Here is a 19,583-nt window from a genome sequence, read left to right on the forward strand (position 1 = left end):
TGAGCGAGGCGGATGACGTGAGCGCAGGGAAAAGCCCAGGCGGTTATGCCGGCGATTCTGTCCTGGCATCGTCACCGGCAGGGTTTGGCCCGAGCTGCATCTGAAAGCGGTTTCCGCCGTTCCTTTTCGCCAAGTACATGGCTTCATCGGCATGCTTAAGCAGTTGTTGCGCTTCGGCGCCATGCTCGGGATAGAGCGCGACTCCGATACTCGGCAGAATCTGCAGGCGGTGGCCGCCGATGTCCAAGGGCTGATTGAGCGCGCTGCAAATCTTTTCCGCCACGACCGAGGCGTGTTGCGATTGTTGGATATTGTCGAGCAGCACCACGAATTCGTCGCCGCCGATGCGCGCGACCGTATCCGCTTCGCGCACGCACTGCTTGAGGCGCTTGGCCACCTCTTGCAGCAGTAGATCGCCTGCGGTGTGACCGAAGCTGTCGTTCACTTGCTTGAATTTGTCCAGGTCGAGGTAGAGCAGGGCGAATCGCCCTTGTTCCCGCCGCGCCCTGGCGAACGCGCTTTTCAGCCGGTCATGCAGCAGGGCGCGGTTGGGCAGGTTGGTCAGTTGATCGTATTGCGCCATGTGCTGCAGTCGGGCGTGCAGCTGTTTGCGTTCGATGGCGGCGGCCACCTGGGTGGAAACGAACTGCAGCAGTTCCTTATCCTTTTCGTTGTAGCGCGCACCGCCCGAGTAGCTCTTGACCACCAGCGCGCCGATGGTGCCTTTTTGCGAGTTGAGCGGGACGCCCAGCCAGCACAGCGAATTCCTGGTTATCGCGGCTCGCAAGCGCTCGGGAAGCTCGCTCAGCGTTTCGGGTGTCAGCAGCAGCGGCTGCCCGGTGCGGATCACTTCTGCGCTGAGCGTGCCGGCGGCCGGCTTTTGCGCGGCGGGGGTCTGGTCATGCTCGTCTACTTGGTAAGGAAAGCTCAGCTGGTCATTCTTCTCATCGTGCAGCGCGACGGCGAAGTTCGCGGCTGGCAGCAACTCGCCGATGATCTGATGAATGCGCTGAAACAGGGTCAGCAGATCCTCGGCGGCGTGCGCGGCTTCGGAAATGGCATAGAGCGCGGCTTGCATCGACTCGGCCTGTTTGCGTTCGGTGATGTCGCGCGCCACCCCGATTCGCAGTTGATCGACCTCCGACCAGCGAGCCGACCACATGATGCGGACGACTTGCCCATCCTTGCGTAGGTAACTGTTCTCGAAATAGGGCTTGGGCTGCCCTGACATGATCTCGTTGGCCGCGTTCAGGGTTCTTGCCCTGTCCTCGGGCACCACCATCTCGATCATGGCCCTGCCGATCATTTCCTCTGGCGTGTAGCCGAAAATGCGTTCGCAGGCAGCGCTGACAAATACAAAGCGCCCCTCGGCATCGACAATGCAGATCGCGTCGAGCAGCAGGTCTATAAAACTGGCCAAGGGTGCGTAGTTTTTTGTTGCCATGGGCAAGCATACCGCCTGGGAAAGTTAAGCGTTATGTCTCGGACTTTGGGCCGGTCAGGTACATGCTTTATGGCAGGCACGGTAAGTGGCTGCAAGTGGCACGGCGAACAGCAGTGCAAAGGCCAGGTTGAGCACGGCGTTCTGCCAGAAGCCGGACCAGAGCGAGAACGCGGTGTCCGGAATGATCCAGGCGGCGATGGAAACCGCGAGGGTTTGCCAGCCTTCCCGAGAGCCGCGCCGAAAAGGGCCGAGCAGCGTGTAGAGCAGGGCAAAGCCCCAACCGAACATAACGGCACCCAGGATGGCATGCACGAGCGCGATGTAGGCGACGGCCTCGGTGCCGAAGGTGTCTATATGCTCAGGGGTGGCATAGAGGGTCAGGCTGAAACCCTGACGGATAAGCCCCGGAGCCAGCACCATGCTGATGCCGAAGAGGATCACGACGATGGTTGCCGCTACCAGCCAGCGCCACCAGAACAGCGGGTACTTCGCAACGGTTTGCACTTGGGGCATCTACCTGTAAGTAAGACGACACGGCAGGCGTTCTTATGCGCCGCCGGTTGCCGATAACGCCTCTTGCCCGTCTGTGCCTCTGTGCATTGCCGGCTGTGCTTGCTGCCAGCGTGACACATCTTGACGACAGATATGAGAAGGGTAGCAAGCCCGAACGGATTGGCCTCACCCCTGCGACGCTACTGATTTGCCATCACCCTGTCCACAGCACCTTCGTAGCTGAGTAGAGGTCAGGCTTCAGGCGCCGAACACGGCGTTGAGGGCGTCGAGTATCCCGCGTCGTCAGGGGCGATTAACCCCGGCGTAGCTCTCATCCCGGCAAGCCCCCGATATCTGCGCGGCAGGCATCCAGGCCCCGCCAGTACCGCTTCTGCGCGGCACTGGCGGGCGGGTAGGGTTAAAGCGGCTCTGGCGCATCCTCGCTGCGATCCATCGCCACCTGGCGGATCGACAGGCGAATCTCGGCCGGCAGCACGCGTTTGGCCGCGCCTTCGGCCAGTTCGCCGAGCAGCTTGTGATGGCTCAGTTTGCCGGCTTCGTCCTGGCGCAGCACGCCGAGGTCCAGCAGCGTCTGGATGAAGTGGCGGAACAGGCTCTTGTCGAAGAACTCCGGGGCATTCAGGCCATGCAGGATCGACAGGCGCTGGGCCATGACGGTGCAGAGGTCTTCCAGTTCCTCGGCGCTGATGGCGTTTTGGCCGGCGTTGAGCAGCAAGGCGATGGCCATATAGAAGCGCTGCAAGGTCTGGGCGATGGCGCGCGAGAGCAGGGTCAGCAGGACGAAATGCCGCGAGCTGGGCGCCGGTCGTACATAGACGTCGGCCTCGAACTTGAGCAGACCCTGAGCGACGAAGGCCGCCAGCCACTGATCGACCACCGCATCCAGTTCATCCAGGCTCCAGCGGATAAAGAGCTCGGACTGCAAGTAGGGGTAGAGCGCGCGGGTGTAGCGCAGGATCTGCTCGCGGCTCATCCGCGCGCTGCTCTGGAAGAAGCTGGCGAGCAGCGCCGGCAGGGCGAAGATGTGCAGCACGTTATTGCGGTAGTAGGTCATCAACACCGCGTTCTGCTCGTCGAGGTAAAGGATTTTGCCGAGGGCATCCTTTTGTTCGGCGAGCAGTTGCATGCCCTGCACATATTCGATCAGCGCCTGGCCGTCGCCTTCGGGCAGGGTGGTGTGCGGCGAGTAGGGCACGCTGCGCAGCAGGGTCAGGTACAGGTCGAGCACGCGGGTCAGGGCGCGCTCATCCAGGGCCAGTTTGCTGGTCGATAGCAGCGCCAGGGCCACCAGGTTGACCGGGTTGATCGCGGCGGCTTCGTTCAGGTGTTGGGCGACGCGTTCGGCGAGGCGGTTGGTGGTGTCGCTCAGCCAGGCCGGGCGATATTGCGGGCCCAGTTCCTGCTCGCGCCAGCCGGGCTGGTCCTGGTCGAGGAATTCAGCCAGCTTGATCGGTTCGCCAAAGTTGACCCAGACGCTGCCAAAGCGCTGCTTGAGGGCGCCGATGACCTTGAAGATGTCGAAGATCGACTCTTTCTTCTTGCTCGCGCCGCGCAGCTCGCCGAGGTAGGTACGGCCCTCCAGCACACGCTCGTAGCCGATATAGACCGGCACGAACACCACCGGCAGGCGGTTGGAGCGCAGGAAGCTGCGCAGGGTGATGGCCAGCATGCCGGTCTTTGGTTGCAGCATGCGCCCGGTACGCGAGCGGCCGCCTTCGACGAAGTACTCGACCGGAAAACCCTTGCTGAACAGGGTGTGCAGGTATTCGTTGAATACCGCGGTGTACAGCGGGTTGCCCTTGAAAGTGCGGCGCATGAAGAAGGCACCGCCACGGCGCAACAGGCTGCCGATCAGCGGCATGTTGAGGTTGATGCCGGCGGCGATGTGCGGCGGGGTCAAACCGTTGCGAAACAGCAGGTAGGACAGCAGCAGGTAGTCGATATGGCTGCGGTGGCAGGGCACATAGATCACCTCATGGCCCTGGGCGACGTCCTGCACGCCTTCGATATGGTTGACCTTGATACCGTCGTAGATCTTGTTCCAGAACCAGCTGAGCACCACTTCAAGGAAGCGGATCGCGGTATAGGTGTAGTCCGAGGCGATCTCGTTGCCGTAGCGCAGGGCCAGGGCCTCGGCTTTCTCGACCGGGATTTTCTCGCGCTCGACTTCCTCGCTGATGGCCTGGCGCACCAGTGGGCCGTGGATCAGGCCTTTGACCAGGTTGCGCCGGTGGGATACGTCCGGGCCGATGACCGCCGATTTCTGGTTGCGAAAGTGCACGCGCAGGAGGCGTTGGACCATGCGCAAGGTGCGTTCGTGGCCTTTGTCCTGTTCGATCAGTTCGCGCAGGTGGATGGGCGCGGAGAACTGCACGCGGGTCTTGCGGCCGAGAATCAGAATGCTGATCAAGCGGCGCAGGCGCCCGGTGACCGCCCAGCTGTCGGCGAACAACAGCTTCCAGGGGCTGGTTTCGCGATCCGGTGACTGCCCCCAGAACACGCTGACCGGCACGATCTGCGCGTCTTCGACGGCATGCTGGTTGATCGCGCTGACCAGGCGAACCAGGGTCGGCGAGCTGCCGCGTTTGTCCTGCCGGCCGAACCAGTCGGGCTCGGGGCTCAGGTAGAAGAAGGCCGCCGGTTCCACCAGTTCGCCGACGGTTACCGGCCGCACCGGGCGTGGCAGGCCGGCCTTCTGGCACTCGGTGTCGAGCACGGCCAGGTCGCTGAGCGACGGCTGCTGCAGCACATACAGTACCGGTTTGCTGCGGTCGAGCTTCAAGGTGAAGGCGGACTGATTGATGGTTTCCGAGCGCACCCAGAGGTAAAGAAGGCGGCGCAGGGTGCCAAACACGAGGCGGCGAAGCGGGGAACGGGTCATACGGCGTCTGCTGGTCGAGTCGAAAAACGAGCGTCTGCTCGGGGCGGCTAGTGTGCCGCATCCACCGTCCGGCGGCAAAAGCCATATGCGCTGACGTTCAGCGCGAGTTGCTCTGGATTTTCCGCAACTCGCGGCCGACTGGAAACTATCCTTTAAACCTGCCGTTTCCACTCAGCGGGTGATTAGCGGGTGATTGTAGTGTGGTTGCCGCTCTGGTGACGGTGTGTAGCCCATGGTCTTTGAGGAGGTTGCTATGAACAGGTTTTCATCGCTTTTTCTGTGCGTTGCCTTATCGGGAGCCTATGCCCAGGCGCAGGCTGAAACAGTAGTGCCTTTGAAGGGGCAGAGTTCCCAGCAGGTCCAGCAGGATGTGGCGGATTGCCAGAGTATTGCTGCCGGCTCCACCGGCAGTACCACCAGCACACCCCAGACCGGTGGGCGGCTGCGCGGCGCCGCGGCCGGTGCCGCCGCCGGCGCTGTTGGGGCGCAGGTGCGCGGAAACCAACATGAGGAAGTGTACGACCGGGTCGACGAGGATGTGCAGCAGGAATACCGCCAGAATCGCGCCAAGGAGACTGCAGCGGTAGGAGCCGTGGTCGGCGGCTCGCGCCAGCGGCAGGATCGTAGAGAGGAGCGTCGCGAGGAACCAACGACCACCAGTGGAGTTGACCCGGCGGCCTATTCCAGCTGTCTGCAAGGGCGCGGCTATCAGGTCACACCTTGACCGACGAGTTATACAGTCATTTGCGGAAACACTCTGTGTAACGGTCAGGGTGGCAGGCTGTCTTGCAATGGCGCCGAGGGCTTCATATAGTCCGGCGGCATTTTGGCAGCCTGTCTCCGCTGGGTTTCCCTGGGGTCGAGATGGGTCCTTACGGGCCCCGTGATCAGAGTGGTTGGGGTCTTTACCGAAAATGGCGAGCGACCATGATCGAGATAAGAAATCTAACAAAGCGATTCGCCCAGCGTTCGGCGGTGGGCAAACTGGCGGTGGACGATTTGTCCTTCCGCGTTCAAGAAGGGGAGGTGTTGGGGTTTCTCGGGCCGAACGGCGCCGGTAAGTCCACCACCATGAAGATGCTCACCGGTTTTTTGACGCCGACGTCCGGCACGGCGAGCATCCTCGGTTTCGATATCCGCACGCAGACGCTCAAGGCCCAGCAGCAGATCGGCTATTTGCCGGAAGGCGCGCCGTGCTATGGCGACATGACGGTCAAAGGCTTTCTCGAATTCATCGCCGAGATCCGCGGTTTCAAGGGTAAGGCGAAGCAACAGCGCGTCGCGACGGCCGTGACCCAGGTCGAACTGGAACAGGTGCTCAATCAGACCATCGACACCCTGTCCAAGGGCTTCAAGCGCCGCGTCGGCCTGGCCCAGGCGATTCTGCACGACCCGAAAGTGCTGATTCTCGACGAGCCCACCGACGGCCTCGACCCCAATCAGAAGCACCAGGTGCGCGGGCTGATCCGCAACCTGGCAAAAGACAAGATCGTGATCATCTCGACCCACATCCTCGAGGAAGTGACGGCGGTCTGCACCCGTGCGGTGGTGATCGCCCACGGCAAGCTGCTGGCCGACGGCACGCCGTTCGAGCTGGAAAGCCGTTCGCGCTACCACCAGGCGGTCACGCTGGTCGGCGCCGAGGCGTTGGACCAGGCCGCGTTTGCGGCGCTGCCCGGTGTGGCGGGGGTGGAGGTCAACGAACTCGAACACGGCCTGACAGTGCTGGCGCAGCCAGGGCAGGTGATTTTTCCGCAGGTCAATGCTTTGCTCGGCCAGCGGGGCTGGGCGGTCAAGGAGCTGAATGTCGAGCGCGGTCGGTTGGACGAAGTGTTCCGCACACTGACGCGCGGGGAGGCGGTATGAAGCAGTTGCCGGTATTGTTCAAGCGCGAGCTGGCGAGCTATTTCGCCACGCCGCTGGCTTATGTGTTCATCCTGATTTTCCTGGTGCTGTCCGGGGTATTCACCTTCTACCTCGGCGGTTTCTACGAGAGCGGCCAGGCCAATCTCGCGCCGTTCTTCAGTTTCCACCCCTGGCTCTATCTGTTCCTGGTGCCGGCGATTGCCATGCGCCTGTGGGCGGAGGAGCGCAAATCCGGTTCCATCGAGCTGTTGATGACGCTGCCGATCACCCGTGCCGAAGCGGTGCTCGGCAAGTTCCTTGCCGCCTGGGCCTTTGCCGGCCTGGCGCTGCTGCTGACCTTTCCGATGGTGCTCACCGTCAACTACCTGGGCGAGCCGGATAACGGCGCGATCCTTACCGGTTATATCGGCAGCTGGCTGCTGGCCGGCGCCTACCTGGCGATCGGCTCGTGCATGTCGGCGTTGGCGAAGAACCAGGTGATCGCCTTCATCCTCACGGTCAGTGCCTGCTTCCTGTTCATCGTCAGCGGCTTGCCGCTGGTGCTGGATGCGTTCAGTGGCTGGGCGCCGCAGTGGCTGCTGGACTCGGTGGCTTCGCTGAGTTTTCTGACCCGCTTCGATGCCATCAGCAAGGGCGTGATCGATCTGCGCGATCTGCTGTATTTCGTCACCCTGATCGCCGCCTGGCTGACCGCCACCGCGGTGGTCGTCGATCTGAAGAAAGCCGACTGAGGACGCCCGCATGAAAAAGTTGATGTATTCCGGCGCCGGGCTTCTGCTGATCGCCCTGGCATTTTTAGCCTTCAACCTGTTCTCCAGCCTGACCCTGACCGACAGCCGGCTGGATCTGACCGAGCAGAAGCTCTACACCATTTCCGCCGGCACCAAGAAAATCCTCGCCGAGATCGATAAGCCGATCGATCTGTACTTCTTCTACTCGGACAAAAGCACCAAGGACCTGGTGGTCCTGCGCAACTACGCCAAGCGGGTCGAGGAGATGCTCAAGGCCTACGAGCGGGCGGCGGATGGCAAGCTCAAGCTGCATGTCATCGACCCGCAACCGTTCTCGGAGCAGGAAGACCAGGCGGCGCAGTATGGCTTGCAGGCCGTGCCGCTGAATCAGGCCGGCGAACAGGCCTACTTCGGCCTGGCCGGTACCAGTGGCGCGGAGGGCCGGGAGGTGATTCCCTTCTTCCCGCTCGATAATGAGGAGTTCCTCGAATACGACATCAGCCGTCTGGTGCAAAGCCTGGCCAAGCCTGAGCGACCGTTGGTCGGCGTGCTGTCCACCCTGCAACTCAACGGCGGCTTCGATATGCAGGCCCGCCAGCCGACCCCGGCCTGGATGGTGATGGAGGAGATACGTCAGCAGTTCAAGGTCGAGAGCCTCAAACCGGGCATCGACCAGATCCCGGAAACGGTTTCGGTATTGCTGCTGGTGCATCCCAAGCAGCTGCCACAGCCGACCCTCTACGCCATCGACCAGTTCGTGCTGCGGGGCGGAAAGCTGTTGGTGTTCGTCGATCCTTACAGTGAAGCGGACACCGGCATGTCTCTGCCGGGTGAGATGCCGGGCGCAGACAAGGCCTCCGACCTCGAACCGCTGTTCAAGGCCTGGGGCGTGCGCTTGGTGCCGGGCAAGGTGCTCGGCGATGGCTCCTACGCCATGTCGGTGAGCATGGGCGAGGGGCAGCGGGCGGTCCGCCATGCCGGCTGGCTGAGCCTGCCACAGGCGGCGCTGGACCAGACCGACGTCAGCACCGCCGGCCTGGAAACCATCACGCTGGCCACCGCCGGTATCCTCGAGCCGGTGGAAGGGGCCAAGACCCGTTTCATGCCGCTGATTCAGAGTTCGCAATACGCCATGCCGTTCGACGCCCAGCGTTTTGGCACGCTGCGCAATCCCGAAGAACTGATTCGCGAGCTGCAACCGACCGGCGAGCGCTATGCCGTCGCCGCGCGGATCAGCGGCGCGGCACAGAGCGCCTTTCCCAACGGCATCGAGGGGCGCAAGGATGGCCTGAAGGAGGCGGCGAACATCAACGTCATCGCTGTGGCCGATACCGACCTGCTGAGCGATCGCATGTGGGTGCAGGTGCAGGAAATGTTCGGCCAGCGGGTGCCACAGCCGTGGGCGGATAACGCCACCTTCGCGATCAACGCGTTGGATAACCTGGCCGGCTCCGATGCGCTGATCAGCGTGCGTTCGCGTGGTCGCTTCAGCCGCCCGTTCAGCGTGGTGGAGTCCCTGCAGCGCGACGCCGAAGTGCAGTTCCGCCAGAAGGAGGAGACCCTGCAGACGCGCTTGGCCGACACCGAGCAGAAGCTCGCGGCTCTGCAGCAGGCCCAGGACCCGAGCAAGACCCAGGAGCTGACGCCGGAACAGCAAGCCACCGTGCAGCAGTTCCTGCAAGAGCGGGTGACCCTGCGCAAAGAGCTGCGTGAAGTACGCTACCAGTTGAATGCCGATATCGAGGCGCTGGGTCGTACCTTGAAGTTCATCAACATCGCCCTGGTGCCGTTGCTGCTGACCTTGGCCGTGCTGGCCTTGTGGGTGTGGCGTCGGCGCCGCCAGGCCTGATGGGCTTGCTGGCCATGGGCTTGGCCTGGGGTGCGCCTGCGCACCCCAGGGTTTGCTCGAGCAGCGGCGAGTGCGGGGTTGGCAAATGGGCATTCGAAGGGGCTGTGAATTCACTGGGAGTAGGGCTCTAAGGCCTATTCTCCGTGGCTTTCCGCCATTACCGAAAAAGTCCTTGGCAGGACTTGCGCTTGTTTTATACTCCGGCGGTGGTCACGTTTAGTGCGTGCTGCGAGATAGCCGATCCAGGCGGGGTTTGGCCTGAGTAAGCTGTCCAAGTCGTACGCTTTTGCTGATCCGTCGATACCTCGTCAAGAGGCAATAATAAAATGCGAGTTGGAGAAAGTTGTAATGGCTGATCGTGAGACTGGAACCGTTAAGTGGTTCAATGATTCCAAAGGCTATGGCTTCATTCAGCGTGAAAGTGGCGCCGATGTTTTCGTTCACTACCGCGCCATTCGCGGCGAAGGCCACCGCTCCCTGAACGAAGGTGAGCGTGTCGAGTTCGCTGTTATCGATGGTCAGAAAGGCCCGCAGGCCGAAGATGTGACTAAAGCCTGAAACCTTCCCTCAGGTTCTAGCGCTCGTTAAAAACAAAGGCCCGTCAATGACGGGCCTTTGTTGTTTGTGCGGTGCGTAATGGCCTGAGCTGAGCTGAGCTGAGCTGAGCTGACCAGATTTGCTTTGTGGGAGCGGCTTCAGCCGCGATTTGAGCTAAAAGCAATCGCGGCTGAAGCCGCGCTCCCACAGTCCTCGAAGCCATCACAGGGTTCATAGGCCCCACAACTGCTCACCATGGCTTTATCGGCGTTAGGACGTGTGCCAGGTGATTTCTTCTTCGCCGTCGGCGCTGATCCTGATCCAGCGGTCGGCGGTTTCCTCGCTTTCCTCTTCGCTCCAACCGCCCGGTGCGCAGCGCACCTCGACACCCAGGGCGGCAAAGGCTGCACGGGCGCAGGCGAGGTCGTCGGCCCAGGGTGTCGAGTCGCTTTCCAGGTACAGGCTGTGCCACTTGCCCACGGCCTTGGGCAGCCAGGTCAGCGGGATCACGCCGGCCGCGCTGTCGATGTCGCACTTGTAGGTCTGGCCCTGTTGCCGCCATTCCGTGCAAGGGCCGAGCACTGCGCTCAGCCAACTGGCGATGGCAGTGTGGTCGGCGTCCTTCAGGTAGATCTCGATATCAGGTTGGCGCATGGCAATCCTCTCTTAATCGTTTGAACAGTCCAGTCGTGGATGTTCCGTTGTTCGCTATCGCCTGCCGGCATCCGCTGGGTTACCGATCGAGTTGAAACCAATCGTAGCGCACCGCCACCGTGACCTCTAACGGCTGTTCGATGACCATGGCACGGCGCTCGGCACTGGCGCGCCAGCCGTGCGGAGTCATGGCCAGCAGGTCGGCACGCGCCTGGGCCGTAGCGAGGTGCAAGGTGAAGCGCAGCACCTCGCTATGGGCCTGCTGCATGCCTTCAGGCACCAGGGCCAGGTGCTTGTCGTCGCTGTAGTCGCGCACTTCGTCGTAGAGCTTTTCGCGCAGCTCGATCAGATGCTCGCTGGTCGGGCCGATGCGCATCAGGCCGCCACTGGGGGCGAGCAGGCGTTTGGCCTCCTGCCAGTCCAGCGGGCTGAACACGCTGGCAAGGAACTGGCAACTGGCATCCGCCAGCGGAATGCGCGCCATGCTCGCCACCAGCCAGGTCAGGCCCGGGTCGCGCCGGCAGGCACGCTTGACCGCCTCGCGGGAGATATCCAGGGCGTAGCCGTCGGCTGCCGGCAGGGCGCTGGCCAGTTGCGCGGTGTAATAACCCTCGCCACAGCCGATATCCAGCCAGCGCGCCGGCGCGCGTTCGGCGGCCAACTCGGCCAGGCGCCGGGCCAGCGGTGCGTAGTGACCGCCGTCGAGAAAGCGCCGCCGCGCCTCGACCATCGCCAGGTTGTCGCCGGGGTCGCGACTGTTCTTGTGCTGCACCGGCAACAGGTTGAGGTAGCCCTGGCGCGCGCGGTCGAACCGGTGATTGGCCGGGCAGGCCACGCCGTTATCGACGGCGCTCAAGGGCGCTGCGCAGATCGGACAGGTCAGCATCAGGCGAGCAACTTCACCAGGGTCTGATAGTAGATCTCGGTCAGCACGTCGAGATCGCTGGCCAGTACCCGTTCGTTGATCTGGTGGATGGTGGCATTGACCGGCCCCAACTCGACCACCTGGGTGCCGAGGGTGGCGATGAAGCGCCCGTCCGAGGTGCCGCCGCTGGTGGAGGGGGTGGTCTCGCGGCCAGTGACGGCCTTGATGCTGGCGGCCACGGCGTCGAGCAACTCGCCCGGTTCGGTGAGGAACGGCAGGCCGGACAGCGCCCACTCCACATGCCAGTCCAGGCCATGCTTGTCGAGAATGCGGGCGACCCGCTGTTGCAGGCCTTCCACCGTGGATTCGGTGGAGAAGCGGAAGTTGAACACCGCCTCCAACTCACCCGGAATGACGTTGGTCGCGCCGGTGCCGGCGTTGAGGTTGGAGATCTGGAAGCTGGTCGGCGGGAAGAAGGCATTGCCATCGTCCCAATGCTCGGCGGCCAGTTCGCTGAGCGCCGGGGCGGCCAGGTGAATCGGGTTCTTCGCCAGGTGCGGGTAGGCCACATGGCCCTGCACGCCGCGCACCGTCAGCTTGGCGCCGAGGGAGCCGCGGCGGCCATTCTTGACCACGTCACCGACCAGGGAGGTGCTCGACGGTTCGCCGACGATGCACCAGTCTAGCCGCTCGCCGCGGGCTGCCAGGCGCTCGACCACGGCCTTGGTGCCGTGGTGGGCCGGACCTTCCTCATCGCTGGTGATCAGAAAGGCGATGGCGCCCTTGTGTTGCGGGTATTCGGCGACGAAGCGCTCCACGGCGATGATCATCGACGCCAGGCTGCCCTTCATGTCCGCCGCGCCGCGCCCGCACAGCATGCCGTGCTCGTCGATCAGGGCATCGAACGGCTGGTGCTGCCAGGCCTGCAGCGGGCCGGTCGGCACCACGTCGGTATGCCCGGCGAAGCACAGTACCGGACCTTCGCCACCGTGGGTGGCCCAGAAGTTGTCGACGTTTTCGATGCGCATCGGCTCCACCGCGAAATCCAGGGCGCTCAAGCGCTTGATCATCAACGCCTGGCAGTCGGCGTCCTCGGGCGTCACGGAAGGACGGCGGATCAGGTCGCAGGCCAGTTCGAGGGTGGGCGAAAGCGTGGGCGAAAGGGCAGTCATCAAGCGGCTCCGGCAGCGGTGTTCGGTCGAGAAGGGCGCCATTCTAGCAATATGTGCTTCAACAGGGGCGCAGAGCTGAGGCCGGTTGAATCTGGCGACGGGCGCTGTACGTAGGCGCGGGCCATGCCCGCGAACCGCCTGTCGCGGGCATGGCCCGCGCCTACGGGTTTTTCGTGGTTGCAACGATTGGCGCGCAGCAACAAAAACGGCGGCCAATGGCCGCCGTTCAGGTTCGTAGGGTGGGTTAGTCGCGTAGCGGCGTAACCCACCATTTCCCAGGGCCGTGCCGCTTGTTGAACCATGGTGGGTTACGCCCATGTGTCCGGGCCAAACACCCCTGGCTAACCCACCCTACGGACTTACTCTTGCAGCGCCACTTCCGCTGTTTCCATCGGTTTAGGCAAGGACGACAGCAGCGCCATGATCAGCGCCGCCAGGTACGGCAGCGACTGGACCAGGAGCATGGCGACCCAGAACTTCACGTCCGCGCTGGGGAAGCCCTGGACGATGCCGATGCCGATCGCCGCGCCCCACAACAGCAGCATGATGAAGACTTCTTCGCGAGCCTCGGCCATCGCCACCATGAAACCGTGGCTGGAACGCATCTTCGGCGTGCGGAAGAACGGGATGCTGGTGGTGAAGAAGCCGTACAGCACCGCTTTGGCGATGGTGTGCGACAGCGCCAGACCGGCCAGTGCCGCGCAGAACGCATCCTTCAGGTTGACGCCGACCGCGCGCTGGTAGAGGAACACGATCTTGCCGAACTTGAAGAAGAACAGCGCCAGCGGCGGAATGGCGAAAATCAGCAACGGCGGGTCGACCCGCTGCGGCACGATGATCATCGCCGCGGACCAGAGCAGCGCACCGATGGTGAAGAAGATATTCAGGCCATCGGCGACCCACGGCAGCCAGCCGGCGACGAAGTGGTAACGCTGGCCGCGCTTGAGTTCGGTGTCTTTGCCACGGAACAGGCTGGCGGCATGGCCTTTCATGATCTGAATGGCGCCGTAGGCCCAGCGGAAGCGCTGCTTCTTGTAGTCGATGAAGGTGTCCGGCATCAGGCCCTTGCCGAAGCTGTCGTAGGCGTAGGCGGCGGAATAGCCTTTCTCGAATACCCGCAGGCCCAGTTCGGCATCTTCGCAGATGGTCCAGTCGGCCCACTTCAATTCGTCCATCACGGTACGGCGGATCATGGTCATGGTGCCGTGCTGGATGATCGCGTTGCGGTCGTTGCGCGTCACCATGCCGATGTGGAAGAAACCCTTGTATTCGGCGTAGCAGAGCTTCTTGAAGGTGCTTTCCTTGCCGTCGCGGTAGTCCTGCGGCGATTGCACCACGGCGATTTTCGGGTCGGCGAAGTGCGGCACCATGTGCTTGAGCCAGTTGCGGTCGACGCAGTAGTCCGAGTCGATCACCGCCACCACTTCGGCGTCCGGCGCGGTGTGCGGCAGGATGTAGTTCAGCGCGCCACCCTTGAAGCCGGCCAGCGGTGCGACATGGTAGAACTTGAAGCGTGGGCCGAGCTGTTCGCAATAGGCCTGCACCGGTTCCCAGACCGCCGGGTCCTTGGTGTTGTTGTCGATGATGATGACTTCGAAGTCTGGGTAATCCAGGTTGGCCAGCGCGTCGAGGGTCTGTTTGACCATCTCCGGCGGCTCGTTGTAGCACGGCACGTGGATCGAGACCTTGGGCCGGTAGGCGCTGTCGCCGATCACCGGGGTGAATGGCCGGCGGCGTTTATGGGTCCACACCGCCTCGGCCAGCTCATGAGCCTCGGTCAGTAGCACGATGAACACGCCAATCGCGCCAACCCCGAGCAACAGGCCGACCGTGAGGCTGAACCAGGTGCTGTATTGCTGGCTGTAGTCGTAGCCGATCCACACCAGCACCGAGCCGCCGGCGAAGGCGACGAAGGTCAGGAAGGTGCGGCCGCGTTGGCGCAGGGCGCTGCCGTCGATCAGCAGCAAGGCCAGGGCGAGCATGGCCAGCACCACCGAACCGATGGCCAGTACGCGCCACTGCGGAATGGCCACGACCGGGCCTTCGAAGGCGAACTTCGGCTGGCGGGCGGCGTTGTACACGCCCCAGTAGGCGCCTACCGAGCCTTCATCGCTGGCTTTCCACGGTTGGTCGAAGGCCTCGATGACGAAGTAGTTGTAGCCCTTGGCGTTCAGGGTGGTGACCAGCGTACGCAGGTAGATCGCCTGGTCGGCCTGGGTCGCATCGGCGCCGCCACGCATGCGGCCGTTGCTCGGCCAGCCCACTTCGGAAAGCAGCAGCTGCTTTTTCGGGAAGAGTTTTTTCAGGTCCTTGGCGCGATCGAGGACGAACTGGGTCGAGTCCTCCATCGGGATGAATTCCCAGTAGGGCAGGACGTGCGCGGCGATCAGGTCGACGTGGTTGGCCAGTTGTGGGTATTTCTCCCAGATGTGCCACTGCTCGGAGGTGGTCACCGGAACTTTGACGGCAGCGCGGACGCGGTCGAGGAACACGCTCAGCTGCTTGGTGGTGACCTCGCGGCGGAACAGCGCTTCGTTGCCCACCACCACCCGCACGACGCTGCGCGAGGAGTTGGCGATCTCGATGCCGCGGGCGATCTCGCGCTCGTTGCGCTCCTCGTCCGGGCTGATCCAGATGCCAAGGGTCACCCGCAGGCCGAATTCTTCGGCGAGGCGTGGGATATCGCCCAGGCTGCCGTCCACCGAGTAGGTGCGGATGCTGTCGGTCTGCTTGCTCAGCAGCTCGAGATCCTGGCGCATCTGCTCGTCGCTCGGGTACTGATCCTTCTGTGGATTCTGATCCAGGCGGAACGGCGAGAACGAGAAGCCGGAGATCTGCTCGGGCCAGTCGGGGGCGGTTACCGGGCGGTTATAAAGTGCCCAGATGCCGGTGAACAACGCGGCGATTGCCACGAAGACCACCAGGTTGAGTCCAAATTTACGCGATGACATAGACGTTTCAGGTTCCAAAGGGTGGAACGGGGACATGCCGGCGAGCGCCGGTCGGCGCGCATCCTACTCCGGCGTCAAATGGCTGTATAGCTCCCGCCAGCGGCGCGGCACTGCATGGAGACGCAGCCTGCTAGCCTTGGTCAGCGCAGGGCTGCAGAAGTTCGCTGGCCGGCGCGGTCGCCCGGCTGTTTTCCGACCCGCTGCCGCTGGCTGCGGCCACCCACAGTTAAACAGTTTTTAACGACCGAGGTGTTTCACAGCGCCCGCAGAAGTATGCGCTCGCTGGCCGCCAGGTCGATATCGCGATGCTCGCCGAGTTTGATCATGTTGTGCCGTTCCAGCTGCGCCAGTATTTGCGGTATCACCTCGGCGTCGAGGCCGTGCTCGGACAGGCTGGTCGGCACCCCCATGCGCTGGAAGAAACTGCGGGTGGCGGCGAGGGCCGCGTCGATGCGTTGTTCCTCGTCGCCCTGCTCGATCTGCCAGACCCGCGCGGCATATTGCAGCAGTTTGGCGCGCTTGCTCTCGCGGCGCTCGCCGAGCAGGGCCGGCAGCACCACGGCGAGGGTTTGCGCATGATCGAGGTGATACAGCGCGGTCAGCTCGTGGCCGATCATATGGGTCGCCCAGTCCTGCGGCACGCCGCAGCCGAGCAGGCCGTTGAGCGCCTGGGTGGCGCACCACATCAGGTTGGCGCGGACGTTGTAGTCCTCGAGGTTGGCCAGCGCCTTCGGGCCCTCCTCGATCAGGGTCAGCAACAGGCCTTCGGCGTAGCGGTCCTGCAGCGGTGCATCGACCGGGAAGGTCAGGTACTGCTCGAGGGTATGCACGAAGGCGTCGACCACGCCGTTGCCGATCTGCTTGGCCGGCAGGCTGAAGGTGGTGCGCGGGTCGAGTATGGCGAAACGCGGATAGAGCAGGGCGCTGGAGAACGAGAGTTTTTCCTGGCGCGCCACATGGGTGATCACGCCATGGGGGTTGCTCTCCGAACCGGTCGCCGCCAGAGTCAGCACGCAACCCATCGGCAGCGCGGCGTGTACGCGGGTCCCGGTGAGCAGGTCGAGGGGGTCGCCGGCGTAGCTCAAGGCCGCGGCGATGAACTTGCTGCCGTCGATCACCGAGCCGCCGCCGACCGCGAGGATGAAGTCGCAACGTTCGGCCTTGCCCTGTTCGACCGCGCGGACCAGGGTATCGAATTGCGGGTTGGCTTCGATGCCACCGAAACGGCTGACGCTGTAGCCGGCCAGCGCGGCTTCCACCTGCTCCCAGACGCCGTTCTGGAAGATGCTGCCGCCGCCGTGGGTGACCAGCACCCGGCTGCCGGCGGGGATTTCCTTGTTGAGCTTGGCGATCTGGCCTTCGCCGAAGTGAATCTTGGTCGGGTTATAGAAGCTGAAGTTACGCATGGCCCATTCCTTTTATCGTTATGCCGCTGACTATAGCGTCAGCCATCGGTAGAAAAACAGCCGGCCGGCGCCGCGCAGGGCTTGGGGCCGCCGGCGCGCCTTCCTATAATGCGCGCCGGCCTGCGCGGCAGATGACGGGCAAGGCAACGCTGAGGTGTGTGATGAGTACAGACGAGCAACGATTTGGCGGTATCGCCCGGCTTTACGGCCAGATGGGACTGGCGCGGCTGAACGCCGCCCATGTGGCGGTGGTGGGCATCGGCGGGGTCGGCTCCTGGGTCGCGGAAGCCCTGGCCCGCAGTGGCGTTGGCGAGATTTCGCTGTTCGATCTGGACGATGTCTGCGTGACCAACACCAATCGGCAGATCCATGCACTGCAGGGCGCCATCGGCCAGCCCAAGGTTGAGGTGATGGCCGAGCGCATTCGGGCCATCAACCCGGCGTGCGTGGTGCATGCGGTGAGCGATTTCGTCACCCGCGAGACCATGGCCGCGTACATCACGCCGCACATGGATTGCGTGGTCGACTGCATCGACAGCGTCGCCGCCAAGGCTGCGCTGATCGCCTGGTGCAAGCGGCGCAAGATTCAGGTCATCACCACGGGTGGCGCCGGTGGGCAGATCGATCCGACGCTGATCCAGGTCGGCGACCTGAACAAGACGTTCAACGACCCGCTGGCCTCATCCGTGCGTTCGACCCTGCGCCGCGACTATGGTTTTTCCCGCACGCCGGGTCGCCACTACAGCGTGCCCTGTGTGTTTTCCAGCGAGCAACTGCGTTACCCGAAGCCGGATGGCGGCATCTGCCTGCAGAAGAGTTTCGTCGGCGAGGGGGTCAAGCTCGACTGTGCCGGTGGTTTCGGCGCGGTGATGATGGTGACCGCGACCTTCGGCATGGTCGCCGCGGCCAAGGCGGTCGACAAACTGGTGGCCGGCGCGCGCCGACCATCGGAACGCTGAGTGCACAGGTTGGGCTGAGCCGCGCGAAGCCCAGCCTGCACTGCAAGGGCGCACAGCAAGCCAGGCTTGGCTTCGGTGCTGCGCTCTTCAGTCCAGGCGGGCGGCCAGTTCGCGCATCCGTTGCAGTACGGCATTCAGGCCGTTGCTGCGCGATGGCGACAGGTGGCGGGCCAGGCCCAGCTGGGTGAACCAATCCGCCAGGTCCACATTGGCCAGTTCCGCCGCCGACAAACCGTTGACCCGGGCCAGCAGCAGCGCCAGCAGGCCACGGATCAGGCGCGCATCGCTGCCGGCGCGGAACCGGCAGTGGCCATCCTGCACGGTGCCGCTCAGCCAGACCTGGCTTTCGCAGCCATGCACGCGGTACTGGTCACTGCGCTGCTCGTCGTTCAGTGCGGGCAACTGCTCGCCCCACTGCATCAGTAATCGTGCGCGCTGCTCCCAGCTTGCGGGCTGGGTAAAGGCCTGCAGCGCGGCCTGGGCGGCATCCGGCAGGCTCATCGCAACAGTTCCAGGGCGTGATCCAGGGCGCTGAAGAAACGTTGCAGATCGCGGCCATCGTTATACAGGCCGAGCGACACGCGAATCGCCCCGGGCAGGCCGAGGCTTTTCAGCAGCGGCATGGCGCAATGATGGCCGGCGCGTACGGCGATGCCCTGTTCGGTGAGCAGGTGCGCCAAGTCGGCGCTGTGGATGCCTTCGACCACGAAGCTGGCCAGGGCCACTTGTGGCGTGCCGAGCAGGCGCACGCCGGTGCGTGCCTGCAGACCGGCCAACAGCTCGCTGTGCAGCGCGGCTTCGTGCCGGCTGACCGCCACGGGATCAAGGGTGTCGAGGTAGTCGAGCGTCGCACCGAGGGCGATCACTGCGGCAATCGCTGGCGTTCCCGCTTCGAAACCCAGTGGCGCAGGGCGAAACTTGGCCGAGTGGTAGTCGGTGTGCAGCAGCATTTCACCGCCGAATTGCCAAGGTTGCAGCTGCTGCAACGCCGACGCGCGGCCATAGAGCACACCAACGCCATCCGGGCCATAGAGCTTGTGACTGGACAGCACGTAGAAGTCGCAGCCCAGTGCTTGCAGGGCATGACGACCATGCACCGCACCTTGGGCGCCGTCCACTACTGTCAGGGCTCCGTGGGCCTTGGCCAGGGCCAGCAGCTCGCTCACGGGTTGCCAATTGCCCAGTACGTTCGACAGTTGGCTGACGGCGAGCAGACGGGTACGTGGGCCGATCAGGTGCTGCGCGGCGGGCAGATCGATCAGCCCGTTTGAGTCCAGCGGCAAAATCAGCAGTTTGAGGCCACGGCGTTGCGCGAGCTGTTGCCAGGGCAGCAGATTGGCGTGATGTTCCAGGGCGCTGATGACGATTTCATCGCCGGCCTGGAGTTGTTCCTGCAACCCGTAAGCCAGCAGGTTCAACGCTTCGGTCGCACCGCGGGTGAAGATGATTTCGTTAGGGCTGGCGGCATTCAGCCACTCAGCGATCTTTTTGCGCGAATCCTCGAAGGCGCGGGTCGCACGTTCACCGGGCAGATGCTGGGCCCGATGCACATTGGCGGCACCCTTGGCGTAGTAGCCGAGCAGGGCGTCGAGCACAGCCTGTGGCTTTTGCGCCGTCGCGGCGCTGTCCAGGTAGGTCTGGCCTTCGGCTTCAAGTGCGGCAAGTGCCGGGAAGTCGGCGCGCCAGGGGGAGGCTAGGGACATATCGAATCCGTAGGGTGGGTTAGCCGTGCCGGCGGCGTAACCCACCCTTGGT

At 63.5% G+C, this 19,583-nt stretch carries 16 protein-coding genes; 6 read left to right on the top strand and 10 right to left on the bottom strand.

Annotated features, from left to right (window positions below; translation table 11 throughout):
• Positions 1-43 precede the first annotated feature (43 nt).
• The 3 genes from AC3IYG_RS06525 to plsB all read right to left on the bottom strand — a co-directional run bounded on the left by AC3IYG_RS06525 (position 44) and on the right by plsB (position 4,838).
• Positions 44-1,444: a sensor domain-containing protein gene (locus AC3IYG_RS06525; RefSeq protein ID WP_489312963.1), complete on the bottom strand. Its 1,401-nt coding sequence runs from the start codon at positions 1,442-1,444 to the stop codon at positions 44-46.
• A gap of 54 nt (positions 1,445-1,498) precedes the next feature.
• Positions 1,499-1,948 (bottom strand): hypothetical protein, encoded by a 450-nt coding sequence (locus AC3IYG_RS06530; protein ID WP_489312964.1) that lies wholly within the window; start codon positions 1,946-1,948, stop codon positions 1,499-1,501.
• Between the two features lie 406 nt (positions 1,949-2,354).
• Complete coding sequence (plsB, locus tag AC3IYG_RS06535; RefSeq protein WP_489312965.1) at positions 2,355-4,838, bottom strand: glycerol-3-phosphate 1-O-acyltransferase PlsB; 2,484 nt, start codon at positions 4,836-4,838, stop codon at positions 2,355-2,357.
• A 253-nt stretch (positions 4,839-5,091) separates the two neighbouring features.
• On the opposite strand from plsB, the gene AC3IYG_RS06540 reads away from it, so the two are divergent.
• From AC3IYG_RS06540 to AC3IYG_RS06560, 5 genes are all read left to right on the top strand, one after another.
• Positions 5,092-5,562, top strand: a complete 471-nt coding sequence (locus AC3IYG_RS06540; protein WP_489312966.1) for a hypothetical protein — start codon at positions 5,092-5,094, stop codon at positions 5,560-5,562.
• Between the two features lie 203 nt (positions 5,563-5,765).
• Positions 5,766-6,704, top strand: a complete 939-nt coding sequence (locus AC3IYG_RS06545; RefSeq protein WP_489312968.1) for an ABC transporter ATP-binding protein — start codon at positions 5,766-5,768, stop codon at positions 6,702-6,704.
• Positions 6,701-7,435, top strand: coding sequence for an ABC transporter permease subunit (locus tag AC3IYG_RS06550; protein ID WP_489312969.1), 735 nt, complete (start codon positions 6,701-6,703; stop codon positions 7,433-7,435). Before AC3IYG_RS06545 ends, AC3IYG_RS06550 begins: the two co-directional genes overlap by 4 nt.
• A gap of 10 nt (positions 7,436-7,445) precedes the next feature.
• Entirely contained in the window at positions 7,446-9,284 is a 1,839-nt protein-coding gene (locus AC3IYG_RS06555; protein WP_489312970.1) for a GldG family protein, read from the top strand.
• Positions 9,285-9,632: 348 nt separating this feature from the next.
• Positions 9,633-9,842, top strand: coding sequence for a cold shock domain-containing protein (locus AC3IYG_RS06560; RefSeq protein WP_119955863.1), 210 nt, complete (start codon positions 9,633-9,635; stop codon positions 9,840-9,842).
• A 249-nt stretch (positions 9,843-10,091) separates the two neighbouring features.
• On the opposite strand, the gene AC3IYG_RS06565 is transcribed toward AC3IYG_RS06560, so the two are convergent.
• The 5 genes from AC3IYG_RS06565 to AC3IYG_RS06585 all read right to left on the bottom strand — a co-directional run bounded on the left by AC3IYG_RS06565 (position 10,092) and on the right by AC3IYG_RS06585 (position 16,869).
• Positions 10,092-10,475: a hypothetical protein gene (locus AC3IYG_RS06565; RefSeq protein ID WP_489312971.1), complete on the bottom strand. Its 384-nt coding sequence runs from the start codon at positions 10,473-10,475 to the stop codon at positions 10,092-10,094.
• A 79-nt stretch (positions 10,476-10,554) separates the two neighbouring features.
• The gene (locus tag AC3IYG_RS06570) at positions 10,555-11,361 is read right to left on the bottom strand and encodes a putative RNA methyltransferase (protein WP_489312972.1); all 807 of its coding nucleotides are present in this window, start codon (positions 11,359-11,361) and stop codon (positions 10,555-10,557) included.
• Positions 11,361-12,512 (bottom strand): succinyl-diaminopimelate desuccinylase, encoded by a 1,152-nt coding sequence (dapE, locus tag AC3IYG_RS06575; RefSeq protein ID WP_489312973.1) that lies wholly within the window; start codon positions 12,510-12,512, stop codon positions 11,361-11,363. Before dapE ends, AC3IYG_RS06570 begins: the two co-directional genes overlap by 1 nt.
• Positions 12,513-12,871: 359 nt before the next feature.
• Complete coding sequence (locus AC3IYG_RS06580) at positions 12,872-15,463, bottom strand: glycosyltransferase (protein ID WP_489312974.1); 2,592 nt, start codon at positions 15,461-15,463, stop codon at positions 12,872-12,874.
• A gap of 254 nt (positions 15,464-15,717) precedes the next feature.
• Entirely contained in the window at positions 15,718-16,869 is a 1,152-nt protein-coding gene (locus tag AC3IYG_RS06585) for an iron-containing alcohol dehydrogenase (RefSeq protein WP_489312975.1), read from the bottom strand.
• 161 nt (positions 16,870-17,030) lie between these two features.
• Between AC3IYG_RS06585 and tcdA the strand changes: the two genes are divergently transcribed.
• A complete protein-coding gene (tcdA, locus tag AC3IYG_RS06590) occupies positions 17,031-17,828 on the top strand; it encodes a tRNA cyclic N6-threonylcarbamoyladenosine(37) synthase TcdA (protein WP_489312977.1) in 798 nt (265 codons plus the stop codon).
• 87 nt (positions 17,829-17,915) lie between these two features.
• Here tcdA and AC3IYG_RS06595 read toward each other — a convergent pair whose 3' ends face one another.
• Positions 17,916-18,329: a SufE family protein gene (locus AC3IYG_RS06595; protein ID WP_489312978.1), complete on the bottom strand. Its 414-nt coding sequence runs from the start codon at positions 18,327-18,329 to the stop codon at positions 17,916-17,918.
• Complete coding sequence (locus tag AC3IYG_RS06600; protein ID WP_489312979.1) at positions 18,326-19,531, bottom strand: aminotransferase class V-fold PLP-dependent enzyme; 1,206 nt, start codon at positions 19,529-19,531, stop codon at positions 18,326-18,328. Before AC3IYG_RS06600 ends, AC3IYG_RS06595 begins: the two co-directional genes overlap by 4 nt.
• Between the last annotated feature and the right edge of the window lie 52 nt (positions 19,532-19,583).

Source organism: Pseudomonas sp. KH_027 (genome assembly GCF_057838565.1).

Coding starts and splice junctions, on each gene's coding strand:
- AC3IYG_RS06525 (WP_489312963.1), bottom strand. CDS start 1,444: ATGGCAACAAAAAACTACGCACCCTTGGCCAGTTTTATAGACCTGCTG.
- plsB (WP_489312965.1), bottom strand. CDS start 4,838: ATGACCCGTTCCCCGCTTCGCCGCCTCGTGTTTGGCACCCTGCGCCGC.
- AC3IYG_RS06540 (WP_489312966.1), top strand. CDS start 5,092: ATGAACAGGTTTTCATCGCTTTTTCTGTGCGTTGCCTTATCGGGAGCC.
- AC3IYG_RS06545 (WP_489312968.1), top strand. CDS start 5,766: ATGATCGAGATAAGAAATCTAACAAAGCGATTCGCCCAGCGTTCGGCG.
- AC3IYG_RS06550 (WP_489312969.1), top strand. CDS start 6,701: ATGAAGCAGTTGCCGGTATTGTTCAAGCGCGAGCTGGCGAGCTATTTC.
- AC3IYG_RS06555 (WP_489312970.1), top strand. CDS start 7,446: ATGAAAAAGTTGATGTATTCCGGCGCCGGGCTTCTGCTGATCGCCCTG.
- AC3IYG_RS06560 (WP_119955863.1), top strand. CDS start 9,633: ATGGCTGATCGTGAGACTGGAACCGTTAAGTGGTTCAATGATTCCAAA.
- AC3IYG_RS06565 (WP_489312971.1), bottom strand. CDS start 10,475: ATGCGCCAACCTGATATCGAGATCTACCTGAAGGACGCCGACCACACT.
- AC3IYG_RS06570 (WP_489312972.1), bottom strand. CDS start 11,361: ATGCTGACCTGTCCGATCTGCGCAGCGCCCTTGAGCGCCGTCGATAAC.
- dapE (WP_489312973.1), bottom strand. CDS start 12,512: ATGACTGCCCTTTCGCCCACGCTTTCGCCCACCCTCGAACTGGCCTGC.
- AC3IYG_RS06580 (WP_489312974.1), bottom strand. CDS start 15,463: ATGTCATCGCGTAAATTTGGACTCAACCTGGTGGTCTTCGTGGCAATC.
- AC3IYG_RS06585 (WP_489312975.1), bottom strand. CDS start 16,869: ATGCGTAACTTCAGCTTCTATAACCCGACCAAGATTCACTTCGGCGAA.
- tcdA (WP_489312977.1), top strand. CDS start 17,031: ATGAGTACAGACGAGCAACGATTTGGCGGTATCGCCCGGCTTTACGGC.
- AC3IYG_RS06595 (WP_489312978.1), bottom strand. CDS start 18,329: ATGAGCCTGCCGGATGCCGCCCAGGCCGCGCTGCAGGCCTTTACCCAG.
- AC3IYG_RS06600 (WP_489312979.1), bottom strand. CDS start 19,531: ATGTCCCTAGCCTCCCCCTGGCGCGCCGACTTCCCGGCACTTGCCGCA.